Source organism: Streptococcus oricebi, assembly GCF_017883985.1.
Lineage (GTDB): Bacteria > Bacillota > Bacilli > Lactobacillales > Streptococcaceae > Streptococcus > Streptococcus oricebi.
Window position 1 is genome coordinate 300805 of the sequence record NZ_PRDG01000002.1, and the last position, 25559, is coordinate 326363.

A 25559-nucleotide genomic window follows, 5' to 3' on the forward strand; every position below is an offset into this window, starting at 1 on the left:
GATGAAGATTATTGTACCAGCAACCAGTGCCAATATTGGACCAGGTTTTGACTCGGTAGGGGTAGCTGTTTCAAAATATTTGACTATTGAAGTTTTGGAAGAAAGGGAGGCTTGGCTGATTGAGCATGATTTAAATCCCAGAATCCCCAAGGACAAGCGTAATCTCCTTATCAAGGTGGCCCTCCAAATCGCTCCCGATTTAAAGCCCCACCGGCTCAAGATGACCAGTGATATTCCTCTGGCTAGGGGGCTGGGCTCTTCCAGCTCGGTTATCGTGGCTGGAATTGAGCTGGCCAATCAGCTGGCCCAACTAAATCTGACTAAGGAGGAGAAGCTCCGAATTGCCACCAAGAGCGAGGGCCATCCCGACAACGTAGCACCAGCTATTTTTGGTGGCCTAGTTGTCTCTAGTTACGTTCGGGGACGGGTATCAGCGGTTGAGGCTGATTTTCCTCAAGCTAGCTTTATCGCCTTTATCCCCCGTTATGAGCTGAAAACCCGGGATAGCCGGGGGGTTCTGCCCTTTAAGTTCTCCTATAAGGAGGCTGTTGCTGCCAGCTCTATTGCCAATGTTGCCATTGCTGCCCTTCTAAAAGGGGATATGGAGACGGCAGGTCGGGCGATTGAGTCTGACCTCTTTCATGAACGTTTCCGTCAAAAACTAGTCCGGGAATTTCCGGCCATTAAAAAAATTGCCCGCAAAAACGGAGCCTATGCCACCTATTTATCCGGAGCCGGCCCAACCGTAATGGTGCTAGCTCCGACAAATAAGGCTCAAGCAATCCAAAGTCGACTAGAAAAAGCCCATTTTAAGGGAGAAATTTTTGAACTAAGCGTTGACCGCCAAGGGGTCAGAGTAGAAGAGTAGAAGATTGGAAGATTCCAATCTTTTTTATTAGTGGGGAGCTGATAGGGAGAGAGCTAAGTTTGCAGGCTAATTCCTTGAAATGAAATTGAAAAATCTTATGAAAATATTTACTAGACTGAAAAAATCCAAGACAATTATAAGAGCCTTGCTGGTGTCTCTTGTTTTAGGGCTTTCTATTTTTGTTTTAATCAGTATAATTACGCTTCTTTCAAGCGTTCCTATGAGCATGGTACGGTTTATGAGCAACTAGTAGCTATCACAGGATATGAGAAGTTAATAGGCGCTAAGCAGTATGTTCCCGCCCTAAGAAAGGCCGGCTATGAAATTGACGATTATAATCTTAAAATGACCGACTGGGTGACTAGTCTGACTACTAAAAAAAGAAACTTAAAGCTTATTCCAGCATCAGATGGTATTGAAGTTCATTTTAATTATAGCCAAGGAGATCGTACAATAAGCGTTTATCAATTTCTGTTGAGAGACATGACATTAAGAAGGAAAGGGATATATGATACAGTTGATAGTTCTCATCGCGATACCCGTATCGAAATAAGTCCCGAAGAAGAAAAAGAAATTACCAAAGTCGCTGTCCAAGAAATTAAGGATATGCTAAAGGATATTTATGATTCCATGTATCCCAAGGAAAGTCGCTAAAGAAGAATAGCTTAGACTCTTTAATTCTTGTCATTGGGTTCAAAGAAAAGCGGTCTATATTTTTGTCCTGACTTATGCTATAATATAGCTAGAAAAAGGAGGAAGCATAGATGGATAATATGGAAGTCAGAGCTCTGGCTGAAAGACTAGGCCTAAGGTTTGATGAGGAGCTTGGTTTAATTTTTGGTCAGAAGGAAGGCTATAATCTTTATATCACTGAAGCTAGTCAGCAAAATCAGTACAGCATTTATTTTTCGGTAAGTCTGGCCGAGGGGCTAGATGGCAAGGAAGTTTTAAGGGACTGGAAGGACCAAGCCAAGAGCTTGCTCCGAGTCGATGCTAATCGCTATAAGATTACCTGCCTAGTCAAAAATGCCATGACCAAAAATAAGGCGGCAAACTATTTAGAGGAGGCCCTAGAAGCCAGCCTAAACTTCTTGACTGAACGGGGCTTTGTCAATGTTTGCGAGCAGAGTGGTGAGCAAGGTCAGATTGATGTCTACCAGGTGGGCAACCAGGCTTTAATCCTCTCCCCAGCCAGTTTTCAGAGCCTAGCTGCTTCGCATTCTCTGGATAATCAAGAATACGATAACCAGTCAGAACATATGGTGGCAGGGATAGTTGGAGCCTTTTTGGGTAGTCTTATCGGCTTGATTGTCATTCTCCTAGTTGCTCAGATGGGCTATGTTTCTGTTGCGGGTGGCATTGTTATGGGAGTTTGTACGATTAAGGGCTATGAACTGCTAGGTAAGAAAGTGAGCAAGAAGGGGCTGGTCATCAGTATCCTCTTGATGATTGTAATGACCTTTGTGGCCCAGCAGTTGGATTCGGCCATGGAGCTTTTAAAGGCCAATAAACTAGGGTTTGAATATCTAGGCGAAGGCTTCCAGTATGTGAATCAGGCTGTCTTTACCAATACTGATGTTCCGGGTCAATACTGGTTCAATCTTGCCTTGCTCTATCTCTTTACAGCTGTGGGAGCCTTTTATATGGTTCGTAATACCTTATTCAACCAAAGTCAACGCTACGTTACCAGAAAATTATAAAAAGATTAAAAGCTGACCTCGGTCAGTTTTTTTGCTCATTTCTATCGTCATTGTCTCATAAATTTGGTATAATAAGGAGTGACTTTTGTAAAAAAAGAAAGAGAATAAATGACTAATCTTGATTTATTAAAAACAGAGCTTGAGGGCCTTGATATTCGTTTTGATGAGCCCTTGAAAAAATACACCTATACCAAGGTGGGCGGGCCGGCTGATTATCTGGTTTTTCCCAGAAATCGCTTTGAATTGGTTCGGGTAGTCAAATTTGCTAATGCTCAAGGGATTCCCTGGTTGGTCTTGGGTAATGCCAGCAATTTGATTGTTCGTGATGGGGGGATTCGCGGTTTTGTCATTATGTTTGATAAGCTGAGTTCCATTACCATCAATGGTTATACCTTGGAGGCCGAGGCTGGTGCCAATCTGATTGAGACCACCCATCTGGCTCACTACCATAGCCTGACTGGTTTTGAGTTTGCTTGTGGGATTCCTGGAAGTGTCGGCGGTGCAGTCTTTATGAATGCAGGAGCCTATGGTGGCGAAATTGCCCATATCCTGCTTTCTTGTAAGGTCTTGACGCCTTCAGGAGAGATTAAGACCCTCAGTGCAGAGCAGATGAAATTTGGCTATCGGCATTCGGTCCTGCAGGAGTCGGGCCAAGTCGTCATATCGGCTAAGTTTGCCCTAGCTCCTGGTAACTATACGGCTATTGGTCAGGAAATGCAACGTCTGACCCACCTGCGCCAGTTAAAGCAACCCCTGGAATACCCGAGTTGTGGCTCGGTCTTTAAAAGACCGCATGGTCATTTTGCTGGCCAGCTGATTTCAGAAGCTAAGCTCAAGGGCCACCGTATCGGTGGAGTAGAGGTTTCTCAAAAGCACGCTGGTTTTATGGTTAATGTGGCAGAGGGGAGCGCCAAGGACTATGAGGACCTGATTGCCCATGTGATTGACAAGGTAGCTGAAAATTCTGGTGTCCGCTTGGAACCTGAGGTCAGAATTATCGGAGACCCAGCCCTAGATTAAGAACTGCTTTTTATCAGAGTGAGGCTGCCTGAGTCCTTAGGGGCAGGCAGCTTCTTTTTGGGATTGGGATAGAAGTCAGCCCTGAACAGGCCCAGGTAAAGGCTCAAAAGCTAGCTACCTGCTAGCAACTTTTATCCCAGTCACAAGAGACTTTGATTTTGCCAGACTATCTGCTGAAAATAAAGAAGGAATTTATGAAAATTGAAAAAGCCAATCATCGAATTCAAGAATGTTTCCAAGGTTTTTGAGGACAACAATACAACAGTCCTCAGAGATATCAATTTTGAGCTGGAAGAAGGGAAATTCTATACCCTTTTAGGAGCCTCCGGTTCTGGTAAATCAACCATTCTCAATATCATCGCTGGTCTCTTAGATCCTTCCAGCGGTGATGTTTATTTGGACGGGGTCAGAATCAACGACATTCCTATCAATAAAAGGGATGTCCATACCGTCTTTCAATCCTACGCGCTCTTTCCCCACATGAATGTCTTTGAAAATGTAGCCTTTCCCCTGCGTTTAAAAAAGACTGATAAAAAGGAAATCAAGGAGCGGGTAGCCCAAGTCCTAAAAATGGTCCGCCTGGACGGCTATGAAAATCGCTCCATTCGGAAATTGTCTGGTGGCCAAAGACAGCGGGTGGCCATTGCCAGAGCCATTGTCAACCAACCTCGGCTGGTCCTTTTAGATGAACCCTTGTCGGCCCTGGACTTGAAATTGCGGACAGACATGCAGTATGAACTGCGGGAATTACAGCAAAGACTGGGCATTACCTTTGTCTTTGTCACCCACGATCAGGAAGAGGCCCTGGCTATGAGTGACTGGATTTTCGTGATGAATGAGGGGGAAATCGTTCAGTCAGGAAGTCCTGTTGATATTTACGACGAACCCATCAATCACTTTGTAGCCACCTTTATCGGTGAGTCCAACATTATTGCTGGGCGGATGATTGAGGACTACCTGGTCGAATTTAATGGCAAGCGCTTTGAGGCAGTGGATGGGGGGATGAGACCCAATGAGGCTGTTGAAGTAGTTATCCGGCCGGAGGACCTAAGAATTACCCTGCCAGAGGAGGGCAAGCTCCAAGTTAAGGTAGACACCCAGCTCTTTCGGGGGGTCCACTATGAAATTATCGCCTACGATGAACTAGGCAATGAATGGATGATTCACTCCACCCGCAAGGCTATTGTCGGGGAAATTATCGGGCTCCAATTTGAGCCAGAGGACATTCACATCATGCGGCTCAATGAGACGGAAGAAGAGTTCGATGCTCGGATTGAAGAATATGTGGAAATTGAAGAGCAGGAGGCCGGTCTGATTAACGCCATTGAGGAGGAAAGAGATGAAGAAAACAAACTCTAGTCTATTTGCCCTCCCTTACTTTCTCTGGGTCCTGCTCTTTGTCTTGGTACCCGTTGCCCTGATTATCGTTCGTTCTTTTTTCAATTTAGAAGGACAATTTACTCTGGACAACTATCGGACCTTTTTTGGAGCGCCCAACTGGACCTATCTGAAAATGAGTTTTAATTCCATCTTATACGCTGGGATTATTACCCTAGTTACCCTTTTGATTAGCTATCCGACAGCTTTTTTCCTGACCCAGCTCAAACACCGCCAACTCTGGCTTATGTTGATTATCCTACCAACCTGGGTCAATCTGCTGCTTAAGGCCTATGCCTTTATCGGGATTTTCGGTCAACAAGGCTCAATCAATCAATTTCTGTCCTTTATGGGCCTGGGTCCCAAGCAGATTTTATTTACGGACTTTTCCTTTATTTTTGTGGCTTCCTATATCGAGCTGCCCTTTATGATTTTGCCGATTTTTAATGTCCTGGATGACTTGGATAAAAATCTCATCAATGCCAGCTTTGACTTGGGAGCGACCCGCTGGGAGACCTTCCGTCGGGTTATCTTTCCCTTGTCCATGAATGGGGTCAGAAGTGGGATTCAATCCGTCTTTATCCCCAGTCTCAGTCTCTTTATGCTGACTCGCCTGATTGGTGGAAATCGGGTGATTACCCTAGGGACAGCCATTGAGCAGCACTTTTTGACGACTGAAAATTGGGGTATGGGTTCAACCATTGGCCTAGTCTTGATTGTGGCCATGCTCTTGACCATGTGGATTACTAAAGAGAGGAGAGAGCGATGAAAAAATTAGCGACGGGCTATCTCAGCCTGGTCTTTCTACTCCTTTATCTACCTATTTTCTATCTGATTGCCTATGCCTTTAATGCTGGCGACGATATGAATCGGTTTACAGGCTTTAGTTGGACCCATTTTCAAAATCTCTTTGGCGACAGTCGCCTGATGCTGATTTTGACTCAGACCTTCTTTTTGGCCTTTTTATCCTCTTTGTTGGCCACCTTGATTGGGACCTTTGGGGCCATTTATATCTATCAGGCGAAAAAGAGAAGGCAGGCAAGCCTTTTGGCCTTAAACAATATCCTCATGGTAGCTCCGGATGTCATGATTGGGGCTAGCTTTCTGATTCTCTTTACCCTGATTGGCTTTCAGTTGGGCTTTGTTTCAGTCTTAGCCAGTCATGTGGCCTTCTCTATTCCGATTGTGGTTTTGATGATTTTGCCTCGTCTGCAGGAGATGAATGATGATATGATTAAGGCAGCCTATGATTTGGGGGCCAGTCAGTTTCAGATGCTCAAGGAGATTATGCTTCCTTATCTGACACCGGCTATTATTGCGGGTTATTTCATGGCCTTTACCTACTCTTTGGATGACTTTGCCGTAACCTTCTTTGTGACCGGTAATGGCTTTTCAACCTTGTCAGTTGAGATTTACTCTCGGGCTCGTCAGGGGATTTCTCTGGAAATCAACGCCTTGTCCGCCCTGGTCTTTCTCTTTAGCATTGTTTTGGTCATTGGTTATTACTTTATTTCACGTGAAAAGGAGACAGAATGAAAAAGCTTTATTCCTTTTTAATGGGTATCTTGGGAATTATCCTAGCCCTCTGGCTCCTCTCTCTTCACTTAGAGTCTAAGAGTAATAGCAATGCCAGTAATAAACTAGTAATTTTTAACTGGGGGGATTATATCGATCCGGAGCTGTTAAAGGACTTTACCAAGGAGACAGGCATTCAGGTCCAGTATGAGACCTTTGACTCCAACGAATCCATGTACACCAAAATCAAGCAGGGAGGCACAACCTACGATATTGCCATTCCTAGTGAGTATATGATTTCCAAGATGATGTCTGAGAAGCTCTTGGTTCCACTGGATAGCTCAAAAATTAAGGGGCTAGAAAATATCGGGTCCGACTTCTTGGACCAGCCCTTTGATCCCAAGAACCGCTATTCCGTTCCCTATTTCTGGGGGACCCTAGGCATCATCTACAATAGTGAGCTGGTCAAGGAAGCACCCGAGCATTGGGAGGATCTCTGGCGGTCTGACTATAAAAATGAGATTATGCTGATTGATGGGGCGCGTGAGGTCATGGGACTGGGGCTTAATTCCCTGGGATATAGTCTCAACTCCAAAAATGAGCAAGAACTCCAAGAAACGGTCGATAAGCTCTACAGCCTAACCCCCAACATCAAGGCTATTGTGGCTGATGAGATGAAGGGCTATATGATTCAAAATAATGCAGCTATCGGGGTCAGCTTTTCTGGAGAGGCCAGACAGATGCTGGATAAGAATGATAAATTGCGCTATGTGGTACCACCTGAGGCTAGCAATCTTTGGTTTGACAATATCGTCATTCCCAAGACCGTAAAAAATAAGGAAGCTGCCTACCAGTTTATCAACTTCATGCTAAGACCTGAAAATGCCTATAAGAACGCCCTTTATGTCGGCTATTCAACACCAAACTTGCCAGCCAAGGCCATGCTACCCAAGGAGATTCAAGAGGACGAAGCCTTTTATCCCAAGGAAGAAACCATGAAACGCCTAGAAGTTTATCAATCCCTAGGCTCTAAATGGTTGGGTATCTATAATGACCTCTATCTCCAATTTAAGATGTATCGGAAGTAGTTTTGAGCGGCTGGACCATTTGCTTAGCTTGTCAAAGTGGTCTTTTAGTTCTATCAAAAGGTCTAGACTGGCCTGAAAAGCACCTTTCTTTAGAAGATAAAAACCTTGACCATGTGGAAATGCTCCTGATGGTCAAGGTTTTTTTAGTTGCTTTGGCTAGCAGGGGTTGCCTCTCCACTAGTTGCAGGCTCTGGACTGCTGCTAGAGGGATTGGTTTCCTCTGCTGGCTGGCTAGTTGAACTAGAAGAAGGGCCAGTTTGATCTTGCCCAGCCTCCTGGCTACTATTATCAGTAGTATTGGGATTGGTTTTTTCTGTCTCTTTTTCCACCTCTCGAATAATGGTTGTGGTAGACTGACTGGTCTTGGAGTCGGTCTTTTGCTCTTTGTTGTTATTCATAAAGGTCATAATGGTGATAGAAGCAGTGATAATGCCCAAGATACTCCCCACAGTGGCCAGGGTCTTTTGAAAGGCCGAGAGACCTTTTTTAATCTGGTGGCGGGCAGGCGTTTTTTCCTTTTTAGGCCCTTTTGCAGGCTTCTTGCTGCGAGAATAATTTTCCATGCTAGATGATAATCTCCTTTCTTTCCTTACATTATACATTTTTTAAGCGGAAATGTCTCGGAAAAATAGCAAGCTTGAGGAGAGCTAGGGATTAGTCAGCTAGGCTTGATGTCTTTCTTGTTCTAGTTTCTTGAGTAGGCTAGCTTGGGCCACAGCCAGGCGGGCAGCAGGAATGCGGTAAGGAGAGCAGGAGACATAGTCGACCCCAATTTCCTCTAAGAAGGAGATGGAAGCAGGATCGCCCCCGACTTCTCCACAGACGCCAATAGCTAGTTGGGGCTTAATTCTGCGGGCCTTTTCCACAGCTAGGCGCATCAGCTCACCCACTCCCTCCTTGTCCAGAGTCTGGAAGGGGTCGAAGCTGATAATTTCTTTGTTCTTGTAGTGGTTGATAAATTTACCAATATCATCTCGTGAGAAACCGTAGGTCATCTGGGTTAAGTCATTGGTACCAAAGCTGAAGAAGTCAGCAGCCTGAGCCAGTTGATCGGCGATAAGGCAGGCCCGAGGTAGCTCAATCATGGTTCCAATTTCATAAGGGAAGGCCTGGGCAGAGTATTTTTTAAAGATATGACTAATGTGGTCTTCAAGTAGGGCTCGCAGATAGTCCAGTTCTTTTTTCTCAGCGATTAGGGGAATCATGATTTCTGGCTTGATAGCCAGGCCCTTTTGCTGGAGGCGAATGGCGCTAGAGATAACGGCCTCAACCTGCATCTGGTAGATTGCTGGCTGGCTGATACCCAGACGGCAACCACGGTGGCCCAGCATGGGGTTGGTTTCGACTAGCTGCTTGATACGTTCCCTAATCAAGCTAGGGCTCTTGCCTAGTTCCTGGGCCACTTCCTCTATTTCAACATCTTCTTTGGGGAGAAATTCATGTAGGGGAGGATCCAGTAGGCGGATGACTAGTGGCCTGTCTCCCACCTCCTTAAACATCTGATAGAAATCCTCGGCCTGGAAGGTCAAAAGTTTGACCAGGGCTTCCTTGCGGTCGGCCTCTTGGTCGGCCAAAATCAAACGCCGCATTTCCAGGATTCTAGCCTTGCCAAAGAACATGTGCTCTGTCCGAGCCAGACCAATCCCCTTGGCTGAAAACTTGATGGCTGTCCTTAAGTCCGGAATGGTTTCGGCATTGGCCCTGACCTCTAGTTGGGCATGCTGGTCGGCCCAGAGCAGGACTTGCTCTAGATTCTCATTTTTTTCAATCAGACTGGTCGGCAGAGCCCCTAGATAAATCTTACCGGAGGAGCCGTCAACGGAAATAATATCCCCCTCCTTTAGGCTCTTTTTGCCATAGTGGACGATTTTTTCCTCTTCCTTGATGCTTAAATCGCTACAACCAGCCACACAGCAGGTCCCCATTCCCCGAGCCACTACGGCGGCATGGGAGGTCATGCCACCATGGCTAGTTACAATAGCTTGGCTAACAATCATGCCCTCAATATCCTCTGGTGAGGTCTCCTGGCGGACCAAGATAACCTTTTGTCCTTCTTCATGATAGCGTTTGGCATCTTGGGCGGTAAAGACTAGCTTGCCCCAAGCAGCACCGGGACTGGCTGGTAGACCCTGGGCAATAGGCTGGGCTGACTCCAGGCTCTCTGGCTCAAAGACGGGGTGAATCAACTGGTCTACCAATTTAGGGTTGATTCTTAGCAGGGCCTCTTCTTGGCTAATCAGTCCTTCCTCGACCAAGTCAAGGGCGATTTGGAGGGCAGCCTGGGCTGTCCGCTTGCCTTCCCTGGTTTGGAGGATAAAGAGTTGCCCGCGTTCAATGGTAAATTCAATATCCTGCATGTCACGGTAATGCCGCTCAAGAATTTGGGCATAGTCCTTAAAATCCTGATAGGCTTTGGGCAAGTGCTGGGCCAGGGCTTGGATAGGCTCTGGGGTCCGAATACCAGCAACCACGTCCTCTCCCTGGGCATTTAAGAGAAATTCTCCAAACAACTCTTTTTGTCCCTTGGCAGGGTTTCTGGTAAAGACCACACCAGTTCCGCTTTCTTCATCGCTATTACCAAAGACCATCATCTGAACATTGACCGCTGTTCCTAGCTTATCACTAATGGCATTCAACTGTCGGTAAATCTTGGCCCGCGGATTATTCCAGGAGGCAAAGACCGCCTTGACCGCCGCAAAGAGCTGGTCAGCAGGATCTTGCGGGAAGGATTTGCGGCAACTTTGGTAGACCTTCTTATAGCTTTCAACCAGGGCCTCCTGCTCGAGCTGAGAGAAGTCCTGGACGGGCTTGCCATTTTCCTTTTGGGCTTGGTCAAGTTGCTCATCAAATCTTTCCTTGGCTAGACCGTAGACTACATCGGCAAACATCTGTAAGAGCCGGCGGTAGCAGTCATAGGCAAAGTGGCGATTGGTTAATTCGGCCAAATCCTTGACCCGCTCATCATTCAAACCTAGATTTAAGATGGTATCCATCATGCCAGGCATGGAAACTTCAGCCCCGCTGCGAACAGAGACCAATAGGGGGAGGCCTTCCTTATTCATAAAGGAGCGACCTGTTTTTAGCTCCAATTCTGAGACCGCTTTCAAAATTTCCTCTTGTAAATGGCTAGTGAAAAAATCGGGTTCCTCCAAGTAGTGGATGCAGCTCTGGGTAGTAATTGTAAAGCCGGCTGGAACGGGAAGTCCTAGGTGGCTCATTTCGGCTAGATTGGCCCCCTTGCCACCCAGCAAATGCTTGTCCTTACTCCTGCCTTCTTCAAAGAAGTAAATCCATTTAGACATATTCTACCTCCGTTTTCCAAATATGTGTCATATTTATTTTAAAAACATTGTAATATATCCATTATATATTTGTCAAGCAAAAATATAAAGAAGATTTCTTGACTTGTAGGGGATAAATATGCTATTATTTAAGATAAATAGACAGAAATGAGCCACTTATTACAAAAGTAAGACCGGCCAGCAACTAGCAGAGGCTGATTAGCCCTGAAAAATAGAGATACTGTAGGAGAAAGGATTTGAAATTATCTAAACGCCAAAAACAAATTTTAGACATTGTCAAGGAAGACCAGCCAGTCAGTGGAGAGAAGATTGCTCAAGTCTTAGCCATCTCCCGCTCCACCCTGAGGGCTGACTTGTCCTTTTTAACCCTGGTTGGCTTGCTCAAGGCCACGCCCAAGGTTGGCTATACCTATGCTGGAGTGGACTTGGAAAGTCTCTATTTTTTTGAGACCTTTCAGACCAAGGTAGCAGAGGTCATGACCTCGCCTTTGCTTTTGCCACCAGATACTCTGATTCAAGATGCCATTATCCAGCTCTTCATGTATGATGCCGATGTCCTCTACGTTTTAGATGAGGACAAGGACTTGCTGGGTCTGGTATCGCGCAAGGACCTCTTGAGGGCTGCTCTCAATACCAAGATTGCTAGCACCCCCATAGCGGTTTGTATGACCCGCCAGCCCCATATCCAGACCTGCCAGGCAGAGATGACCGTCTTAGAAGCAGCTGTCATATTGCAGGATTTGGCAGTTGATTCCCTACCGGTCCTTAAGGGACATGGAAGTCGAGAACTAGTAGGCAGTGTCAGCAGGGCCAGCCTCCTTGACTTTATCATCGGTGAGGCTAGAAAGATTGAAGTAGATAGATAGGAGCCCTTATGCAAAAAGAAATCATTATTTACACCATTTCGGACTCTCTGGGTGGGACCTCGCGCAAGCTCTTAGCAGCAGTCAAGGCCCAGTACCCAGACCTAAACTTTGATAATCGCCATCGCTTTCCCTTTGTGACCAGTAAGGAAGAGCTCCTGGCTATCTTAGAAGATGCCTGTAAGGATAAGGCCTTGGTTCTTTCGACCCTGGTAAACGCCCAGCTGGCTCAGTTGGCGCGTGAATTTAGCCAGAAGCACCAGTTGGCCTATCTGGATCTGCTGAGTCCCTTCTTTGAAATCATTAGGGAAAAAACAGGACAGAGTCCTATTGAGGTTCCTGGGGTTATCCACCGTCTGGATGGGGATTACTTTAATAAAATTTCTGCTATCGAATTTGCGGTCAAGTATGATGACGGTAAAAATCCCCAGGGTTTCTTGGAGGCAGACCTAGTCCTCTTGGGAGTTTCTCGAACTTCCAAAACTCCCTTAAGTATCTATCTGGCCAATAAGGGCTATAAGGTAGCCAATCTTCCCTTGATACCACAAGTTCCCCTGCCTCAGCTCCTAGACAAGGTAGATAGAAAGAGGCTGATTGGTTTGACCTGTGAGCCGGATAAGCTAGCCAAGATTAGAAGCCAGCGCCTAGATTCTCTGGGCCTGTCCCAGGCCAGCAGCTATAGCGACCTGGCTCAGATCTATCAGGAAATAGAGTATTCAGAAGAGGTCTTTAAAAAATACGGGGCCCATACCATCAATATGACCGATAAATCAATCGAAGAAACAGCCTACCTGATTGAAGAATATCTAAAAAGATTATAAAAAGACCCCTCTCTAGCCTAGTAAGCCAGGAAAAGACAGGCTTTATTTTTAGCCTAGCCAGTAGGTAGAGGATAGACCAGCTACTTATAGGAAATCTGCCAGCTCCAAGAATCGCAAGACTCTTGGAGCTTCTGCTTTCATTTGGCTTCCTTAGTTGTCCCTTGCTTCATTTCGTGTTAAAATAGGAGTATTCTAAGTGAAGGTACCGAAAAAAATGATTTATTTAGACAATTCAGCAACCACCCGCCCCTACCAGGAGGTCCTAGCCACCTATCAGGAGGTGGCCAGCAAGATTTGGGGCAACCCTTCTAGTCTCCACCAGTTGGGGACTCAGGCCAGTCGCCTCCTAGCAGCCTCTCGCAGGCAAATAGCAGAGCTACTGGGCAAGAAGGAGGAGGAAATTTTCTTCACCTCAGGAGGGACCGAAGGGGATAATTGGGTCCTCAAGGGAGTCGCCTTTGAAAAGGCCCAGTTTGGCAAGCACATTATCGTTTCAGATATTGAACATCCCGCTATCAAGGAAGCCGCCCTCTGGTTAAAAAAGCAAGGTTTTGAGCTGGACCTAGCTCCAGTTGATAAGCAAGGTTTCATTGATTTAGTAGCCCTGGCTGACTTGATTCGGCCAGATACGATTCTGGTCTCTGTCATGGCTGTTAACAATGAATTGGGCTCTATCCAGCCTATCCAGGCCATTTCAGACTTACTGGCGGATAAGCCGACTATTTCCTTTCATGTCGATGCGGTCCAGGCCGTCAGCAAAATTCCGACCCAGACTTATCTGACGGACAGGGTGGACTTTGCTAGCTTTTCTAGCCATAAATTTCATGGTTTGCGGGGCCTAGGCTTTGTCTATATCAAGTCCGGTAAGAAAATCACCCCCCTCCTTCATGGGGGAGGGCAAGAAGTTGGCAAGCGTGCGACCACAGAAAACCTAGCTGCTATTGCAGCGACAGCCAAGGCCCTCCGTATTTCCTTGGAAAAAATGGAGGATTTTAGGCACAAGACCAGTCAGATGAAGAGTGTCCTCCAAGAAGGTCTGGCAGCCTATCCAGATGTGACCATCTTTTCAGGCCAGGACCAGTTTGCCCCCCATATCCTAACCTTTGGACTCAAGGGAGTCAGGGGAGAAGTTCTGGTCCATGCCTTTGAAAATTACGAGATTTATATCTCGACAACCAGCGCCTGCTCCTCAAAAGCCGGCAAGCCAGCAGGAACCTTGATTGCCATGGGTGTTCCAGCCAAGCTAGCGACAACGGCGGTCCGGATCAGCCTTGATTTGGAAAATGATATGAGCCAGATAGAGCAATTTTTGACCACCTTTAAAATCATCTACCAGCAGACCAAAAAGGTCAGATAAAAGCCCAACTAAAGTAAGAAAGAAAGGACAGGAGCAGAAGAGGTCTAGCTCTAAGCCAGTCAAGGCGGCCCAGCTCCCCAGACCAAATATGCAATATTCAGAAATTATGATTCGCTATGGCGAGCTTTCCACCAAGGGAAAGAACCGCATGCGTTTTATCAATAAACTCAAGAAAAATATCCAAGATGTCTTATCCATCTATCCCCAGGTTCAGGTCATGGCAGATCGAGACCGGGCCCATGTCTACCTCCATGGGGCAGACTATCAGCCAGTAGCCGAGTCGCTCAAGCAGGTCTTTGGGATTCAAAATTTCTCTCCCTCTTATCGGATTGAAAAATCAAGAGCTGCCCTGATTGAGGCTGTTAGCCAGCTCATGCCAACCATCTACCAGGAGGGGATGACCTTTAAGATTTCCAGCAGGAGAAGTGACCACAGCTTTGAACTAGATAGCCGCGAGCTCAACCAGACCCTGGGTGATACGGTCTTTCGGACCCTACCCTATGCCAAGGTCCAGATGAAAAAGCCAGATCTGGAGTTGCGCGTGGAAATCCGCGAAGAAGCAGCCTACCTTTCCTATGAGACCGTTAAGGGAGCAGGAGGCTTACCAGTCGGTAGTTCTGGCAAGGGTATGCTGATGCTGTCTGGCGGTATCGACTCGCCTGTTGCAGGCTACCTGGCCCTGAAGCGAGGGGTTGAGATTGAGGCAGTCCACTTTGCTAGCCCCCCTTATACCAGTCCCGGCGCCCTGAAAAAAGCCCAGGACTTGGCCCGTAAATTAACCAAGTTTGGCGGCAACATCCAGTTTATCGAGGTCCCCTTTACCGAGATACAAGAAGAAATAAAAAATAAAACGCCCGAAGCCTATCTGATGACCCTGACCCGGCGCTTTATGATGCGAATTACCGACCGCATTCGTGAAGAACGGGCTGGTCTAGTCATTATCAATGGGGAAAGTCTAGGCCAGGTAGCTAGCCAGACCTTAGAGTCTATGCAGGCCATTAACGCCGTGACCACAACGCCAGTTATTCGACCAGTCGTCACTATGGACAAGCTGGAAATCATTGAGATTGCTGAAAAAATTGACACCTTTGAGCTCTCTATCCAGCCTTTTGAGGACTGCTGTACCATCTTTGCGCCTGACCGGCCCAAGACCAATCCCAAGATTAAAAACGTCGAGCAGTACGAAAAGCGCTTAGATATTGAGGGCTTGGTTGAGCGAGCAGTAGCGGGAATCAAGATTAGTGAAATTACTCCCCAAGTCCAGAGCGATGAAGTCGATGACTTGATTGAGGGCTTACTATGATAAAAAAGAAAAGTCTTTGGTTCCTGGCAATTTTCCTTTTATTGCTGGCGGGAATTGTAACTCTCCTTTTCTTTTTACCCAAAAATCAAGCAAAAAAAGATATTCAGAAAATGACTACCGTATCAAGCACAGGTAGCAGTCATTGGGAGGAAAAAGAAACTTCCAGCCAAAGCAAGGTCGAGCTTCTGCCCAATGAAAATCTTGTCAAGGAAAATTTTAGTATCAAACGTGATAATTATGATATTTATGGACAGTTGACTGCGCCGGCAGGTTATCAAGACCACAAGTTGCCCTTGCTTATCTTGTCGCACGGTTTTGGCAATACTTTAGAGTTTATGGACGGCTATGCTGAAGCTCTAGCAAAGAAAGGTTATTTGGTTTATTCCTTTGATTTTGTCGGTGGCAGCCAATCTAGTCGGAGCGGTGGCAGTATGCTTGAGATGTCAGTCTTTACTGAGCAAGCCGACCTCAATGCCGTTCTGGCCACGCTCAAAAGGCAGGATTACGTAGATGCCAACAACATTTTTCTAGCAGGCTTTAGCCAAGGCGGCGTGGTTTCGACCTTGGTTGCAGCTGAGCATGCCTCAGATATTAAGGGGCTCATTACCATGAATGCAGCCTTTGTCCTTTTTGATGATGCCCGTCAACTCTTTAAGAGCAAAGAGGACATTCCAGCTGTTTACAATCATCGTGGTAGCAATCTCGGCAAAGTTTATTTTGAAAATTTACTGGATTATGATATTTATCAGACTATGACAAAATTTCAGAAGGAAACCTTGATTATCCAAGGGACGGATGATGACATTGTCCCTCTATCTTACGCCGAGCGGGCAGAGCAAGCCTTTCCCCATGCCCGACTTGTGAAAATCGCTGGTGCAGGACATATTTTAAACGCTAGCCAAGCAGACGAGGCAATGGTAGCAGCGGAAGCCTATCTCAAGGAGCGCCTGGCTAGCGAGAATTAGGAGGGGCAGATGTTGACTTTTTTATTCTTCCTATTAGCAACAGCAAATATCATTCTCTCCGCCTGGGGCTTAGTTACAAGAGTTTACTGGTTCTTTCCAGTCGCTTCTTATCTCATTATGCGAGAGTTACTCTATAAGCTCTTTCATTTAGCGGGCTATCATGCTCAGCCAGAATTAAGAGAATATAGCAATCACAAGGGGAGTGTCTTTCTTCCAGCTTTTGAAAAGCATACTAAAGCATACCTGGAAATCTATAGCCGAAGAAACAAAATCCTGCAAGCTCTTTACTTACTAGGACAAATCCTTTGGGGTAGTTTTTTTCTATGGTTAATGATAATCATTGTTGCTATCATCGTTTACATATTTCCTCCTTTTAATATAAAAATATTAGAGGAAACATATCATAAATTTATCATTGTTGCTCTCTTTCTATTAGTTTTTCACCTAATGTTATTTTGCTTTTTTAAACTGAAAAAGCTCTATTTGGGTCTTTTTATCAAGCTATTTAAAGCGGATATTCTCCTCTATGAGCACGGTCAGCCAATCTTTGCCAAGAAGCGGAAAAAATAACCCCTAAGTCTTGCTATTCCTTGTCAATCATGCTATACTTAGAGAGTTGACTATGCACAGCCTGTGCAACCGCTCGAACATCGTCTAAGAGGTTTGTCCCACGATGCAAGGCGAGTCTTCACAAAATCGGGGAAATCCCCAAAAAATCATAGGAGGTGCATAATGAGCACATACGCAATCGTAAAAACTGGCGGAAAACAAGTGAAAGTTGAAGTTGGTCAAGCTATCTACGTTGAGAAATTAGACGTTGAAGCTGGTCAAGAAGTGACATTTAACGAAGTTGTTCTTGTTGGTGGTGAAAAGACTGTTGTCGGAACTCCACTTGTTGAGGGAGCTACTGTTGTTGGAACAGTTGAAAAGCAAGGTAAGCAAAAGAAAGTTGTTACCTTCAAGTACAAACCTAAAAAAGGTAGCCACCGTAAACAAGGTCACCGTCAACCATATACAAAAGTTGTCATCAAGGATATCAAGGCTTAATTTTTGAGGTAAAACACATGATACAAGCAGTCTTTGAAAGAGCCGCAGACGGTGAGCTGAGGCGAGCAGAGATTAGTGGACACGCTGCAAGTGGTGAATACGGCTTAGATGTTGTGTGTGCAGCGGCTTCGACCCTAGCTATTAACTTTGTCAATTCGATTGAGAAATTCGCAGGTTATGAGCCCAACTTAGAATTAGACCAAGAAGCCGGTGGTTTTTTCAGGGTCCAAATCCCAGAGAATCTACCAGAGCACCAAAGAGAGATGACTCAACTTTTCTTTGAATCATTTTTCCTAGGTATGGCAAACTTATCGGAGGACTCTAGCGAGTTCGTCCAAACAAGACTTATCACAGAAAACTAACAACGGAGGAAAAACATTATGTTGAAAATGAATCTTGCTAACTTGCAACTTTTCGCCCACAAAAAAGGTGGAGGTTCTACATCTAACGGACGTGATTCACAAGCAAAACGTCTTGGAGCTAAAGCAGCTGACGGACAAACCGTAAGCGGTGGATCTATCCTTTACCGTCAACGCGGTACCCACATCTACCCAGGTGTAAATGTTGGTCGCGGTGGAGACGACACTTTGTTTGCGAAAGTTGAAGGCGTAGTACGCTTCGAACGCAAAGGTCGCGACAAGAAACAAGTATCAGTATACCCAGTTGCGAAATAATTATCAAGGCCCTTGTCAAGAGGGCTTTTTGTATATCTAATCCTCAAAGATCTAGTTATGGACGATAAAAAGATTAGCAAGTTTGTAATAAAAAACAGGAGAATTTATGATTGTCAAAGAAATTGTCAATCCGACAACTAAAGAAGTAGAAGACATGCAGGATTTGGTGGAAATTTGCCATCAAGCTGACGGAAGTTTTAGTCAGCCTTATCTGGCAACGACTTACAATGTGGATAGAAGCATGCCTGCTTTTCTACTAGCTTATGAAGCAGAGAATCTAGTCGCCTTTGCCTATCTCTATGCTGATGAGCCACATGAGGCAGAAGTTAGCCTTTATGTTCGACCAAGCCATCGTAGACAGGGTTTGATGACCTCGCTTTTGGAAAAGTTAGACGATTTGGCTGCCCGCTATGTCTTGACTGATTTGGAATTTGTGACAGAAAAAGTTTTCCTAGCTAGTCAGCCAGATTTTTGTGCTAATTGCCAACTGAGCCTCCTAGACGGAAGTGAAATTTGGCTGACCCAAACCTCTAAAAGGTACGATGATTTGGAGGAAAATCCTGCCCTAGCGCTTAAGCAGGCAGACGCTAGTATGATTGAGGAGATTGCTAGCTTTCAGTCAGAGGCTTTTGCTGATGATATTAAGACGGCCCGTCTCTATGCCCAGCAGTCAGTGGAAAATCCCGCTACTCTCTTATATGTCCTTTCCTATAAGGAGCGACTTATCGGCTCAGCTACAGTAGATAGTTCAGACAAGGTCAATCACCTTTTTGGCCTAGCTATTGATGAGAAATATCAGGGGCAAGGCTTTGGAACCTATCTAATGAAAAGTCTTATCAATGATTTGCAGGAAAAAAACAATTGGGATTTCCAAATCGTCGTTGAAGAAGAGAATCAAGCAGCCCGCAAACTCTATGGCAAATTAGGCTTTGTTGAACGCACAGAGGTTGTTTATCTAAAAAAAGATAATCTCCCAGTTTAATAAAACTGGGAGATTTTTTATATTTGGGTCGCTACCCCGTCTTGGTCGAGCTGGTAGGTTTTGTCGTAATATTGAATGGTTTGATTGGTCAGAAGTTGGCCGTTATCGTCGAAATAATAAAGTTTTCCGTCGATGGTTGCTAGTTCATTACGGATTTGGGTTGGATAAGTGTGTCCCTGGTCTTGGAAATACATCTTCTTGCCGTCAACGACTTGCCAGCCAGAGGCTAATTGTCCGTCCTCTGTTACAAAAACACGTCCGCCACTGAATTTTCCAAGGCTATACTGTCCGAGAGTGTTTCTCTTGGCCTCGCCGGTATGAAGGTCGAAGTAGTAGTAACGCCCGTCAAATTCTTTGATGTTGCCCTTGATTTGGTGTCCGCGCTCGTCGAAATAAAGTCTTTGTCCATTGATAGTCTGCCAGCCAGTCACCTTTTGCCCCTCATTGTCCAGATAGATAAAGTGGCTGAAGTCTGACATATAGCGGCTGATTGGGATATAGACATAGTAAAATTGATTTTTGCGCAGGCGCCCATTTTCATCAAAGTAGTATTCTTTACCGTCAATAGTGGCCTTTTCATTGGCATACATGCGGCCGCTATCCTTATCAAAATAGTAGCTATCGCCGCCAAAGTTGACAAATTTGCCCTTGGCTTGTCTGCCCTCTGGGTCAAAGTAGAGCTGAACCCCGTCAATAACCTGCCAGCCGGTCGCTTTCTGATTTTGACTATTGTAGTAGTACCAGTTGCCGTCGGCGCCGCTCACAAAGCGATTGCTACTAGGTACTGGCTCTGGGGCTGGGACTAGGCTAGTGGCTCTCTCGGTTTGGCTCGAGTCTATGCCTTCTATGGTAATGGTCTGGCCTTGCTCGGTTTCCTTTATTGCTTGGCTTTCCTCTGCTAGAATGACTCTACTGCTAGCTAAGGTCAGCAATATACTAACAGCCAGTAGGTAGGGGAGTTTTTGCTTTCTTATCTCTTGGAAAATCATTTTTTGCTTCATCTTTTCTCCTCTCTTTTGCCTTGTGAAGGGCAGGGGCTTACTTGAGTTCCTTAAACCAAGCTTGCCACTCCGTCCTTATCTATTTGATAATTTTTTCCTTCATAGCTCAGGCTACGATTGGTCCAGAGTTCGCCGCTGGTGGGATCGAAGTAGTAGGATTTTCCTTCGATTACAATCAGTTTTCCTCTGACTTGTACAGGCGCTTTTATCGAGCTATCTGGAAAAATGTGGAAATACATTTTCTTGCCGTCAATGGTTTGCCAACCAGAGACAGACTTACCGTTAGCATCGAAATACATGTAGACTCCTAAATCTCTTCTTCCTGCATAGAAGGGGATATGCTCCAACCAGAATGTGAAATCATAGATTCGGCGGAATTGATTGCGTACTAGCTCACCGCTTTCATCGTCGTAATAATTATAGTTGTCACCGATTTCAGTTCTGACAACATGCCCTTTAGCTTGCATACCACTTCTATAAAAATAGTATTCTTTTCCATCAATGGTTTGATAGCCAGTCGCAGTGGCACCATCGCCACCTAGATAGTACCAATACTTATAGTAATATTTGTAATAGGAATCGAAATGAGGGCTTTGGACGAAACGATTAGTCCACATTTGACCGTTATCTTGGTCAAAGTAATAATTTTTGCCATTATCATAGATAAAGTCTCCCTTGACCTGACTGCCGTCTTTACGGAAGTACATTTTCTTTCCGTCAATGGTCTGCCAACCAGTGACCCGTTCTTGCTTATCATTATAATAGTACCATTTTCCATTAGCGTCTTGGTAAAAGCTATTTGCTTTTGGTAAACCCTTGGTTTCAATCACTTCTCCGGTCTGTTGGTCTGCTGAAATCAGCTTTCCGTCCTCGCCAAGGATTGTTCCTTTCAGTTGCTCTCCTGAACTGTTGAAGTAGTATTTCTTGCCATCAATTGTTTGGTAACCCGTAAGAGGAGTGCCGTCCGTTCCTAGATAGTACCAGTTGGTAAAACTCTTATAATGGTCATTAGAACCGGGTTTATAAATAAAGCGGTTGGTCCAGAGTTCGCCTGTGTCTTGATCGAAATAATATTTTTTGCCATTGTCATAGATAAAGTCTCCCTTGACCTGGCTGCCGTCCACGCGGAAGTACATTTTCTTTCCTTCAATGGTCTGCCAGCCAGTGACTGGTTCTTGCTTGTCCTTATAGTAGTACCAGTTTCCATCAGCCCCTTGATAGAAGCCATTTGCCTTAGGAGCCTGGTCGGAAGCCTCTCTAGCCAGTGCTTTATCCAGCTTTTCTGAATCTTCTTCGGTCTTTTCTTGGGCCTTTAGCTCTTCGCTTTCTTGCTCTTGGGGAGCATTTTGACTTTCTGCTGTGTCTGTCACCTTGCTTTCGGCTTCTTGCTCTCCATCTTGTGCCTGTTCATTCCTTCGCTTGTCCCTTTCTGTCTGGCCTGCTTCAAGCCCGACAGAATTTTCAGTTTCTTCTTGGCTTGCTTGTGTATTTGCGACGGGGTCCTCTTGGCTAGCACTTTGACTTTGTTCAGTAATTGCCTCCCCTTGCTGGATTTGGTCTGCTAGAAGGGGATTGCTAGTAGCCAAGCTAGCAAGGAGACTGGCTGCCAAAAAATAGCCAGCTTTTTTGGAGGGAAGGAATCTTAAAAGATCTTTTTTATCCATTTTTATACCTCTTTTCCTTTGAAAAAACAAGGGACTCCTTTGAGCCCCTTGTCAAGCTTATTGAACCAAGGTCGCTACCCCGTCCTTATCTATTTGATAATTTTTCCCTTCATAGCTCAGGCTACGATTGGTCCAAAGTTCGCCGCTAGCAGGATCGAAGTAGTAGGATTTGCCCCCGATTTCAATCAGTTGTCCTTTGACTTGTGCATAGGGTGCATTGGTATCGAAATAGTACTTGCTACCGTTGATTACTTGAAATCCGCTTTTTTTGCTTCCTTTTTCGTCAAAATAGTACCAATTCCCTTGTTCGTCGCTAGCAAAGGTGTTGATTTGCTTGATTTCAGTCGCTTTTCCGTCTTTATCTATTTGATAAATTTTGCCGTAGTAATTGATACGAGTATCTTTGACTAGCTGTCCGTCTTTGTCAAAGTAGCTGTAAGTGTTGTTGCGGTAATCACCGATTTGAACCACTGCATCACGAACAATTTCACCGCTTCCCCCATCCAAATAGTACTTCTTGCCGTTTACAGTAACGTAATCTCCTTTGACTTGTCTGAAACGTTCAGTGAAGTAGAGACGTTGTCCCTTGATTGTTTGCCAACCAGTCACTGGTTTTCCATTTTCATCGAAATAATACCAATATTGTTTATGACTTAGATAAAAAGTATTTTTCTTGTTAGTGGGCAAAGTCTCGTCTAAATCTTCATCCACAGCAGTAGCAACACCGTTTTCATCTATTCGATAGTCTTTATTTTTATAATAGACATTTTGATTGGTCACCATTTCACCCGTGTCTTCGTCAAAGTAGTAGAGTTTTCCGTCAATTTTAAGAATTTTCCCTTTGACTTGGAGGTAAATCCTTCCTTCACCAGCATCGGAAAATTGCTCGAAATACATCTTTTTGCCATCAATAGTTTGCCAGCCACGAGCAATCTTTCCATCAGCATCTAGATAAATATAGCCATTGAGATAAGGAGCGTAGGTGTTGAAGGAACGAGCTCCTACATAGTGGAAATCATTACGAACGAGTTCACCAGTGTCTCTATCGTAAAATGAATATCTGTCATCCTCATTTAGCCAGGCAACTCCTTTTAGTTGCTTTCCCTTGTTGTAGAAGCGATATTCTTTCCCGTCAATGATTTGCGGACCGGTCAGGGCAGCACCGTCACTACCTAGATAGTACCAGTCGGTATAGTTGGCGCGGAACTCTTCATTGCGTTCAAGCTTGCCAGCAAAGCGATTGGTCCACATTTCTCCGCTGTCTTGGTCAAAGTAGTATCGCTTGCTATCAATGTCGATAAATTCTCCCTTGACCTGACTGCCGTCCTCGCGGAAGTACATTTTTTTGCCGTCAATGGTTTGCCAACCCTTAACGAGTTCGAGCTTATCATTGATATAATACCATTTTCCGTCAGCTCTTTGGTTGAAACTGTTAGCCTTTGGCCACTGATCTTTTTCAAGGATTTTTCCACTTTGTTCATCAGTTAAAACAGTTTTTCCCTCATGGTCAAAGCCTTGACCTTTTAGCTGTTTTCCTTCTTGGTTGAAATAATAGTGAATATTATCGATGGTTTGATAGCCTTTGAGGGCCTTGCCGTCAGCTCCTAGGTAATACCAAGCCGCCTCTTTATATTTCCATTTTTCGTAACTATAGACAAAACGATTGGTCACCATTTCGCTAGTGTCTGGATCAAAATAATAAATGTCTTGGTCTATTTTTACGATGTTTCCTTGCTCTGCGTAGCCACTCTCATCAAAATAAAATGTCTTTCCGTCAATAGTTTGAAGACCAGTAAGAGCTTTGCCGTCCTTATCTAGATAAGCAATGATAGCGCCGTTATTGCGACGAAGAAATTGATTATGGAGAAGCTGCCCCTTTTCATCAAAGTAATAATTATCATTATCGATTTCGACAAATCGGCCTTGAGCCATTTCACCATCTTTTAGAAAATAATAGGTCTTGTTGCCAATGGTATGATAACCTCCTGCTAAAGCTTTCCCATCGGCACCGAAGTAGTAGGTTCCATGATAATCAGTAACCTTAAATTGGTTGGTTAAAGCTTCTCCGGTCTCCTTAGAAAAATAATAGGTACCGCTATCAAGTTTAAAAAGAATGTTCCTGTATAATCTGCCCTTATCATCAAAATAATAAACTTTACCATCAATCGTCTGTAAGTCTTTGACTTTCTCACCCTTGTCATCGTAGTAATAGTAGCCATCATCTTCTTTGACAAAGCCTTTTTTCTGTTCTTCAGCTTGCTCAACGATTTCGCCTGTTTCTTCGTTTGATGAAATAGTGTTTCCGTCTTGGTCAAGGCCCGTTCCTTTTAGCAGTTTGCCGTCTGGAGCAAAGTAGTATTTCTTGCCATCAATAGTCTGGTAGCCGTTTGCCCGCTTTCCATCAGCATCAAAGTAGTAGGTGTTCCATCCAATTTGGAAAAATCCACCCTTGAGTTGTTCACCTTGGAGGAAGTACCATTTCTTGCCGTCCACTTCGTAGAAACCATTAGCTAACTCACTTTTTTCGTTGACATAATATTTTTTACCCTTGTAATCAGTGACGAAAGCATTTTTCGCAGTGATATTGCTAGCGCGTCCCTTGTCATCTGTCTGATAAAGGATGCCGTATCTTTCGATGATTTGATTTTTGAGGATTTGTCCATCTTGGTCAAAGCCCAAGAAACCTTTTTCTGAGTCGAGATAGGCTGTCTGGTCGCGAGCGATTTCACCGTCGTCTTTGGTCAGGTAATACTCCTTGCCATCGCGCTTGATAAACTCTCCTTCAAGTCGTCTGCCGTCTTCCTTAAAGAAGTATTCTTTGCCTTCAATGGTTTGCCAACCAGTGACTTTTTGGCCATTGGCATCAAAGTAGTAGGTATGTCTCTTATTGCTAGTATAAAAACTATTTTTTAAATCATTTGGAATTTCCTCGGGAGCCACTTCATTGGTCAGACTGGCTACGCCGTTTTCGTCTACTTTATAAACCTGGTCATTATAGACAACCTTGCGGTTGGTCACTAATGACCCATTCTTATCAAAATAGTAGTCCTTGCCATCAATCTTCCAGATTTCACCGCGGACTTGGCGGATATTGTTATAGCTACCATCGGTAAAGTATGTCTTTTTCCCATCGATGACCTGCCAGCCGGTTACAGCGTTTCCATCGGCATCGAAATAAACCCAAGAGCCCTTGATAATGCGGGTAGGTGGGAAATTTTTATAAGTGATTTGAACAAAACGATTTTTTACTTTTTCTCCATTTTCATCATAGTAGTGATAGGTTTTTGCTAGATGAGTAGTGTCATCCAGAATCTCGATAAACCTGTCTTTTACCTGTCTACCAGTAGAATTGAAGTAGTAAATCTTGCCATCAATGGTGGCCTCTGTATCGGTAGCCATGCGACCGCTGTCCTTGTCGAAATAGTAGTTGCTACCATCGATTGTCACAAGTTGGTCTTTTACTTGCTTGCCATTCTCGTCAAAGTAATAGCTATTGCCGTTTTCGGTGATGAGGCCTGTCTTTTTCTCTGTCTTTTCCGGACTAGCTTCTTTTGCTTTTTCATCACTGGTCTCTTTGGCCTCTTCAGGCTTAGCTGGCGCCTGCGCCTCTTTTTCTTTAGGCCCTGCTTCAGCGGCCTGGGAATCATTTAGGGGAGTCTTTTCTTCCTCTTGGTTTTTTACTTCCTGCTCAGCTTTGGTTTCTGCGGGATTTTCCTGGGTAGCTTCCAAATCTTGGCCCGGATCAGCTTGGATTCCTATTTGCTCACTCGGGGCGGTCTGGACTTCTTGGACTTGTGCCTCTGTTTGGCTGGCCTTGTCCTCAGCCTGGACAGCTCCTGCACCGGCTAGGGCAGTTAAAGCGATTGCAGCAGTGCTAGCAATGGTGACCCATTGTTTTTTCACCTTGTGCAACTTAAAGCGTGTGATTACTTTCATTTTTTCCTCCTTATGTGGTGATGAAAGTCTTCAAGGACTGTGCGATAGAAATAGTCCTCCCCTTTAAATAGCCATT

23 protein-coding genes and 1 other annotated feature are annotated in these 25559 nt (G+C 44.9%); of the genes, 18 read left to right on the forward strand and 5 right to left on the reverse strand.

The genetic code is table 11. The features are described from left to right. The first annotated feature begins 1 nt into the window (after position 1). From thrB to C4K46_RS04140, 8 genes are all read left to right on the forward strand, one after another. Positions 2-868, forward strand: a complete 867-nt coding sequence (thrB, locus tag C4K46_RS04105; protein WP_209627608.1) for a homoserine kinase — start codon at positions 2-4, stop codon at positions 866-868. Positions 869-1351: 483 nt separating this feature from the next. Then, positions 1352-1522, forward strand: coding sequence for a hypothetical protein (locus C4K46_RS04110; protein ID WP_209627609.1), 171 nt, complete (start codon positions 1352-1354; stop codon positions 1520-1522). Between the two features lie 110 nt (positions 1523-1632). After that, positions 1633-2568, forward strand: a complete 936-nt coding sequence (locus tag C4K46_RS04115; protein WP_209627610.1) for an ECF transporter S component — start codon at positions 1633-1635, stop codon at positions 2566-2568. A gap of 108 nt (positions 2569-2676) precedes the next feature. Next, positions 2677-3588: a UDP-N-acetylmuramate dehydrogenase gene (gene murB / locus C4K46_RS04120; RefSeq protein ID WP_209627611.1), complete on the forward strand. Its 912-nt coding sequence runs from the start codon at positions 2677-2679 to the stop codon at positions 3586-3588. Positions 3589-3789: 201 nt separating this feature from the next. Continuing rightward, complete coding sequence (locus tag C4K46_RS04125; protein ID WP_209627612.1) at positions 3790-4947, forward strand: ABC transporter ATP-binding protein; 1158 nt, start codon at positions 3790-3792, stop codon at positions 4945-4947. Further along, complete coding sequence (locus C4K46_RS04130) at positions 4928-5734, forward strand: ABC transporter permease (RefSeq protein WP_209627613.1); 807 nt, start codon at positions 4928-4930, stop codon at positions 5732-5734. The genes C4K46_RS04125 and C4K46_RS04130 overlap by 20 nt, the downstream gene beginning before the upstream one ends. Further along, positions 5731-6501 carry an ABC transporter permease gene (locus tag C4K46_RS04135; protein WP_209627614.1) on the forward strand — a complete coding sequence of 257 codons (771 nt, stop codon included), beginning with the start codon at positions 5731-5733 and terminating at the stop codon, positions 6499-6501. The genes C4K46_RS04130 and C4K46_RS04135 overlap by 4 nt, the downstream gene beginning before the upstream one ends. Further along, a complete protein-coding gene (locus C4K46_RS04140; protein ID WP_209627615.1) occupies positions 6498-7568 on the forward strand; it encodes an ABC transporter substrate-binding protein in 1071 nt (356 codons plus the stop codon). Before C4K46_RS04135 ends, C4K46_RS04140 begins: the two co-directional genes overlap by 4 nt. A 143-nt stretch (positions 7569-7711) precedes the next feature. Here the strand turns inward: C4K46_RS04140 and C4K46_RS04145 are convergent, their stop codons facing one another. Both C4K46_RS04145 and ppdK read right to left on the reverse strand, forming a co-directional pair. Further along, positions 7712-8131: a DUF6556 family protein gene (locus C4K46_RS04145; RefSeq protein ID WP_209627616.1), complete on the reverse strand. Its 420-nt coding sequence runs from the start codon at positions 8129-8131 to the stop codon at positions 7712-7714. 99 nt (positions 8132-8230) lie between these two features. Continuing rightward, positions 8231-10870, reverse strand: a complete 2640-nt coding sequence (gene ppdK, locus C4K46_RS04150; protein ID WP_209627617.1) for a pyruvate, phosphate dikinase — start codon at positions 10868-10870, stop codon at positions 8231-8233. Between the two features lie 236 nt (positions 10871-11106). Between ppdK and C4K46_RS04155 the strand changes: the two genes are divergently transcribed. From C4K46_RS04155 to C4K46_RS04200, 10 genes are all read left to right on the forward strand, one after another. Beyond that, positions 11107-11736 carry a CBS domain-containing protein gene (locus tag C4K46_RS04155; RefSeq protein WP_209627618.1) on the forward strand — a complete coding sequence of 210 codons (630 nt, stop codon included), beginning with the start codon at positions 11107-11109 and terminating at the stop codon, positions 11734-11736. Positions 11737-11744: 8 nt separating this feature from the next. Then, entirely contained in the window at positions 11745-12554 is an 810-nt protein-coding gene (locus C4K46_RS04160; protein WP_209627619.1) for a pyruvate, water dikinase regulatory protein, read from the forward strand. A 214-nt stretch (positions 12555-12768) separates the two neighbouring features. Beyond that, entirely contained in the window at positions 12769-13911 is a 1143-nt protein-coding gene (locus tag C4K46_RS04165) for a cysteine desulfurase family protein (protein ID WP_209627791.1), read from the forward strand. An 88-nt stretch (positions 13912-13999) separates the two neighbouring features. Beyond that, positions 14000-15214, forward strand: a complete 1215-nt coding sequence (gene thiI, locus C4K46_RS04170; RefSeq protein ID WP_209627620.1) for a tRNA uracil 4-sulfurtransferase ThiI — start codon at positions 14000-14002, stop codon at positions 15212-15214. Positions 15215-15324: 110 nt separating this feature from the next. Beyond that, the gene (locus tag C4K46_RS04175; protein ID WP_209627621.1) at positions 15325-16179 is read left to right on the forward strand and encodes an alpha/beta hydrolase family protein; all 855 of its coding nucleotides are present in this window, start codon (positions 15325-15327) and stop codon (positions 16177-16179) included. Between the two features lie 9 nt (positions 16180-16188). After that, entirely contained in the window at positions 16189-16749 is a 561-nt protein-coding gene (locus tag C4K46_RS04180) for a hypothetical protein (RefSeq protein ID WP_209627622.1), read from the forward strand. Positions 16750-16806: 57 nt separating this feature from the next. Next, positions 16807-16877 (forward strand) — a sequence feature (ribosomal protein L21 leader region). A gap of 34 nt (positions 16878-16911) precedes the next feature. After that, positions 16912-17226, forward strand: coding sequence for a 50S ribosomal protein L21 (rplU, locus tag C4K46_RS04185; protein ID WP_209627623.1), 315 nt, complete (start codon positions 16912-16914; stop codon positions 17224-17226). Positions 17227-17243: 17 nt separating this feature from the next. Continuing rightward, a complete protein-coding gene (locus C4K46_RS04190; protein ID WP_209627624.1) occupies positions 17244-17588 on the forward strand; it encodes a ribosomal-processing cysteine protease Prp in 345 nt (114 codons plus the stop codon). Between the two features lie 18 nt (positions 17589-17606). Next, positions 17607-17900 carry a 50S ribosomal protein L27 gene (gene rpmA / locus C4K46_RS04195; RefSeq protein ID WP_002985110.1) on the forward strand — a complete coding sequence of 98 codons (294 nt, stop codon included), beginning with the start codon at positions 17607-17609 and terminating at the stop codon, positions 17898-17900. Positions 17901-18006: 106 nt separating this feature from the next. Beyond that, positions 18007-18882, forward strand: coding sequence for a GNAT family N-acetyltransferase (locus C4K46_RS04200; RefSeq protein ID WP_209627625.1), 876 nt, complete (start codon positions 18007-18009; stop codon positions 18880-18882). Positions 18883-18899: 17 nt separating this feature from the next. Here C4K46_RS04200 and C4K46_RS04205 read toward each other — a convergent pair whose 3' ends face one another. The 3 genes from C4K46_RS04205 to C4K46_RS04215 are packed head-to-tail and all read right to left on the reverse strand — an operon-like array spanning position 18900 to position 25483. Then, on the reverse strand, positions 18900-19883 hold the full coding sequence (locus C4K46_RS04205) for an N-acetylmuramoyl-L-alanine amidase family protein (protein WP_209627626.1): 984 nt from the start codon (positions 19881-19883) through the stop codon (positions 18900-18902). Positions 19884-19933: 50 nt separating this feature from the next. After that, on the reverse strand, positions 19934-21547 hold the full coding sequence (locus tag C4K46_RS04210; protein WP_209627627.1) for a hypothetical protein: 1614 nt from the start codon (positions 21545-21547) through the stop codon (positions 19934-19936). A 57-nt stretch (positions 21548-21604) separates the two neighbouring features. Further along, positions 21605-25483 carry a KxYKxGKxW signal peptide domain-containing protein gene (locus C4K46_RS04215; protein ID WP_209627628.1) on the reverse strand — a complete coding sequence of 1293 codons (3879 nt, stop codon included), beginning with the start codon at positions 25481-25483 and terminating at the stop codon, positions 21605-21607. Positions 25484-25559: the final 76 nt, after the last annotated feature.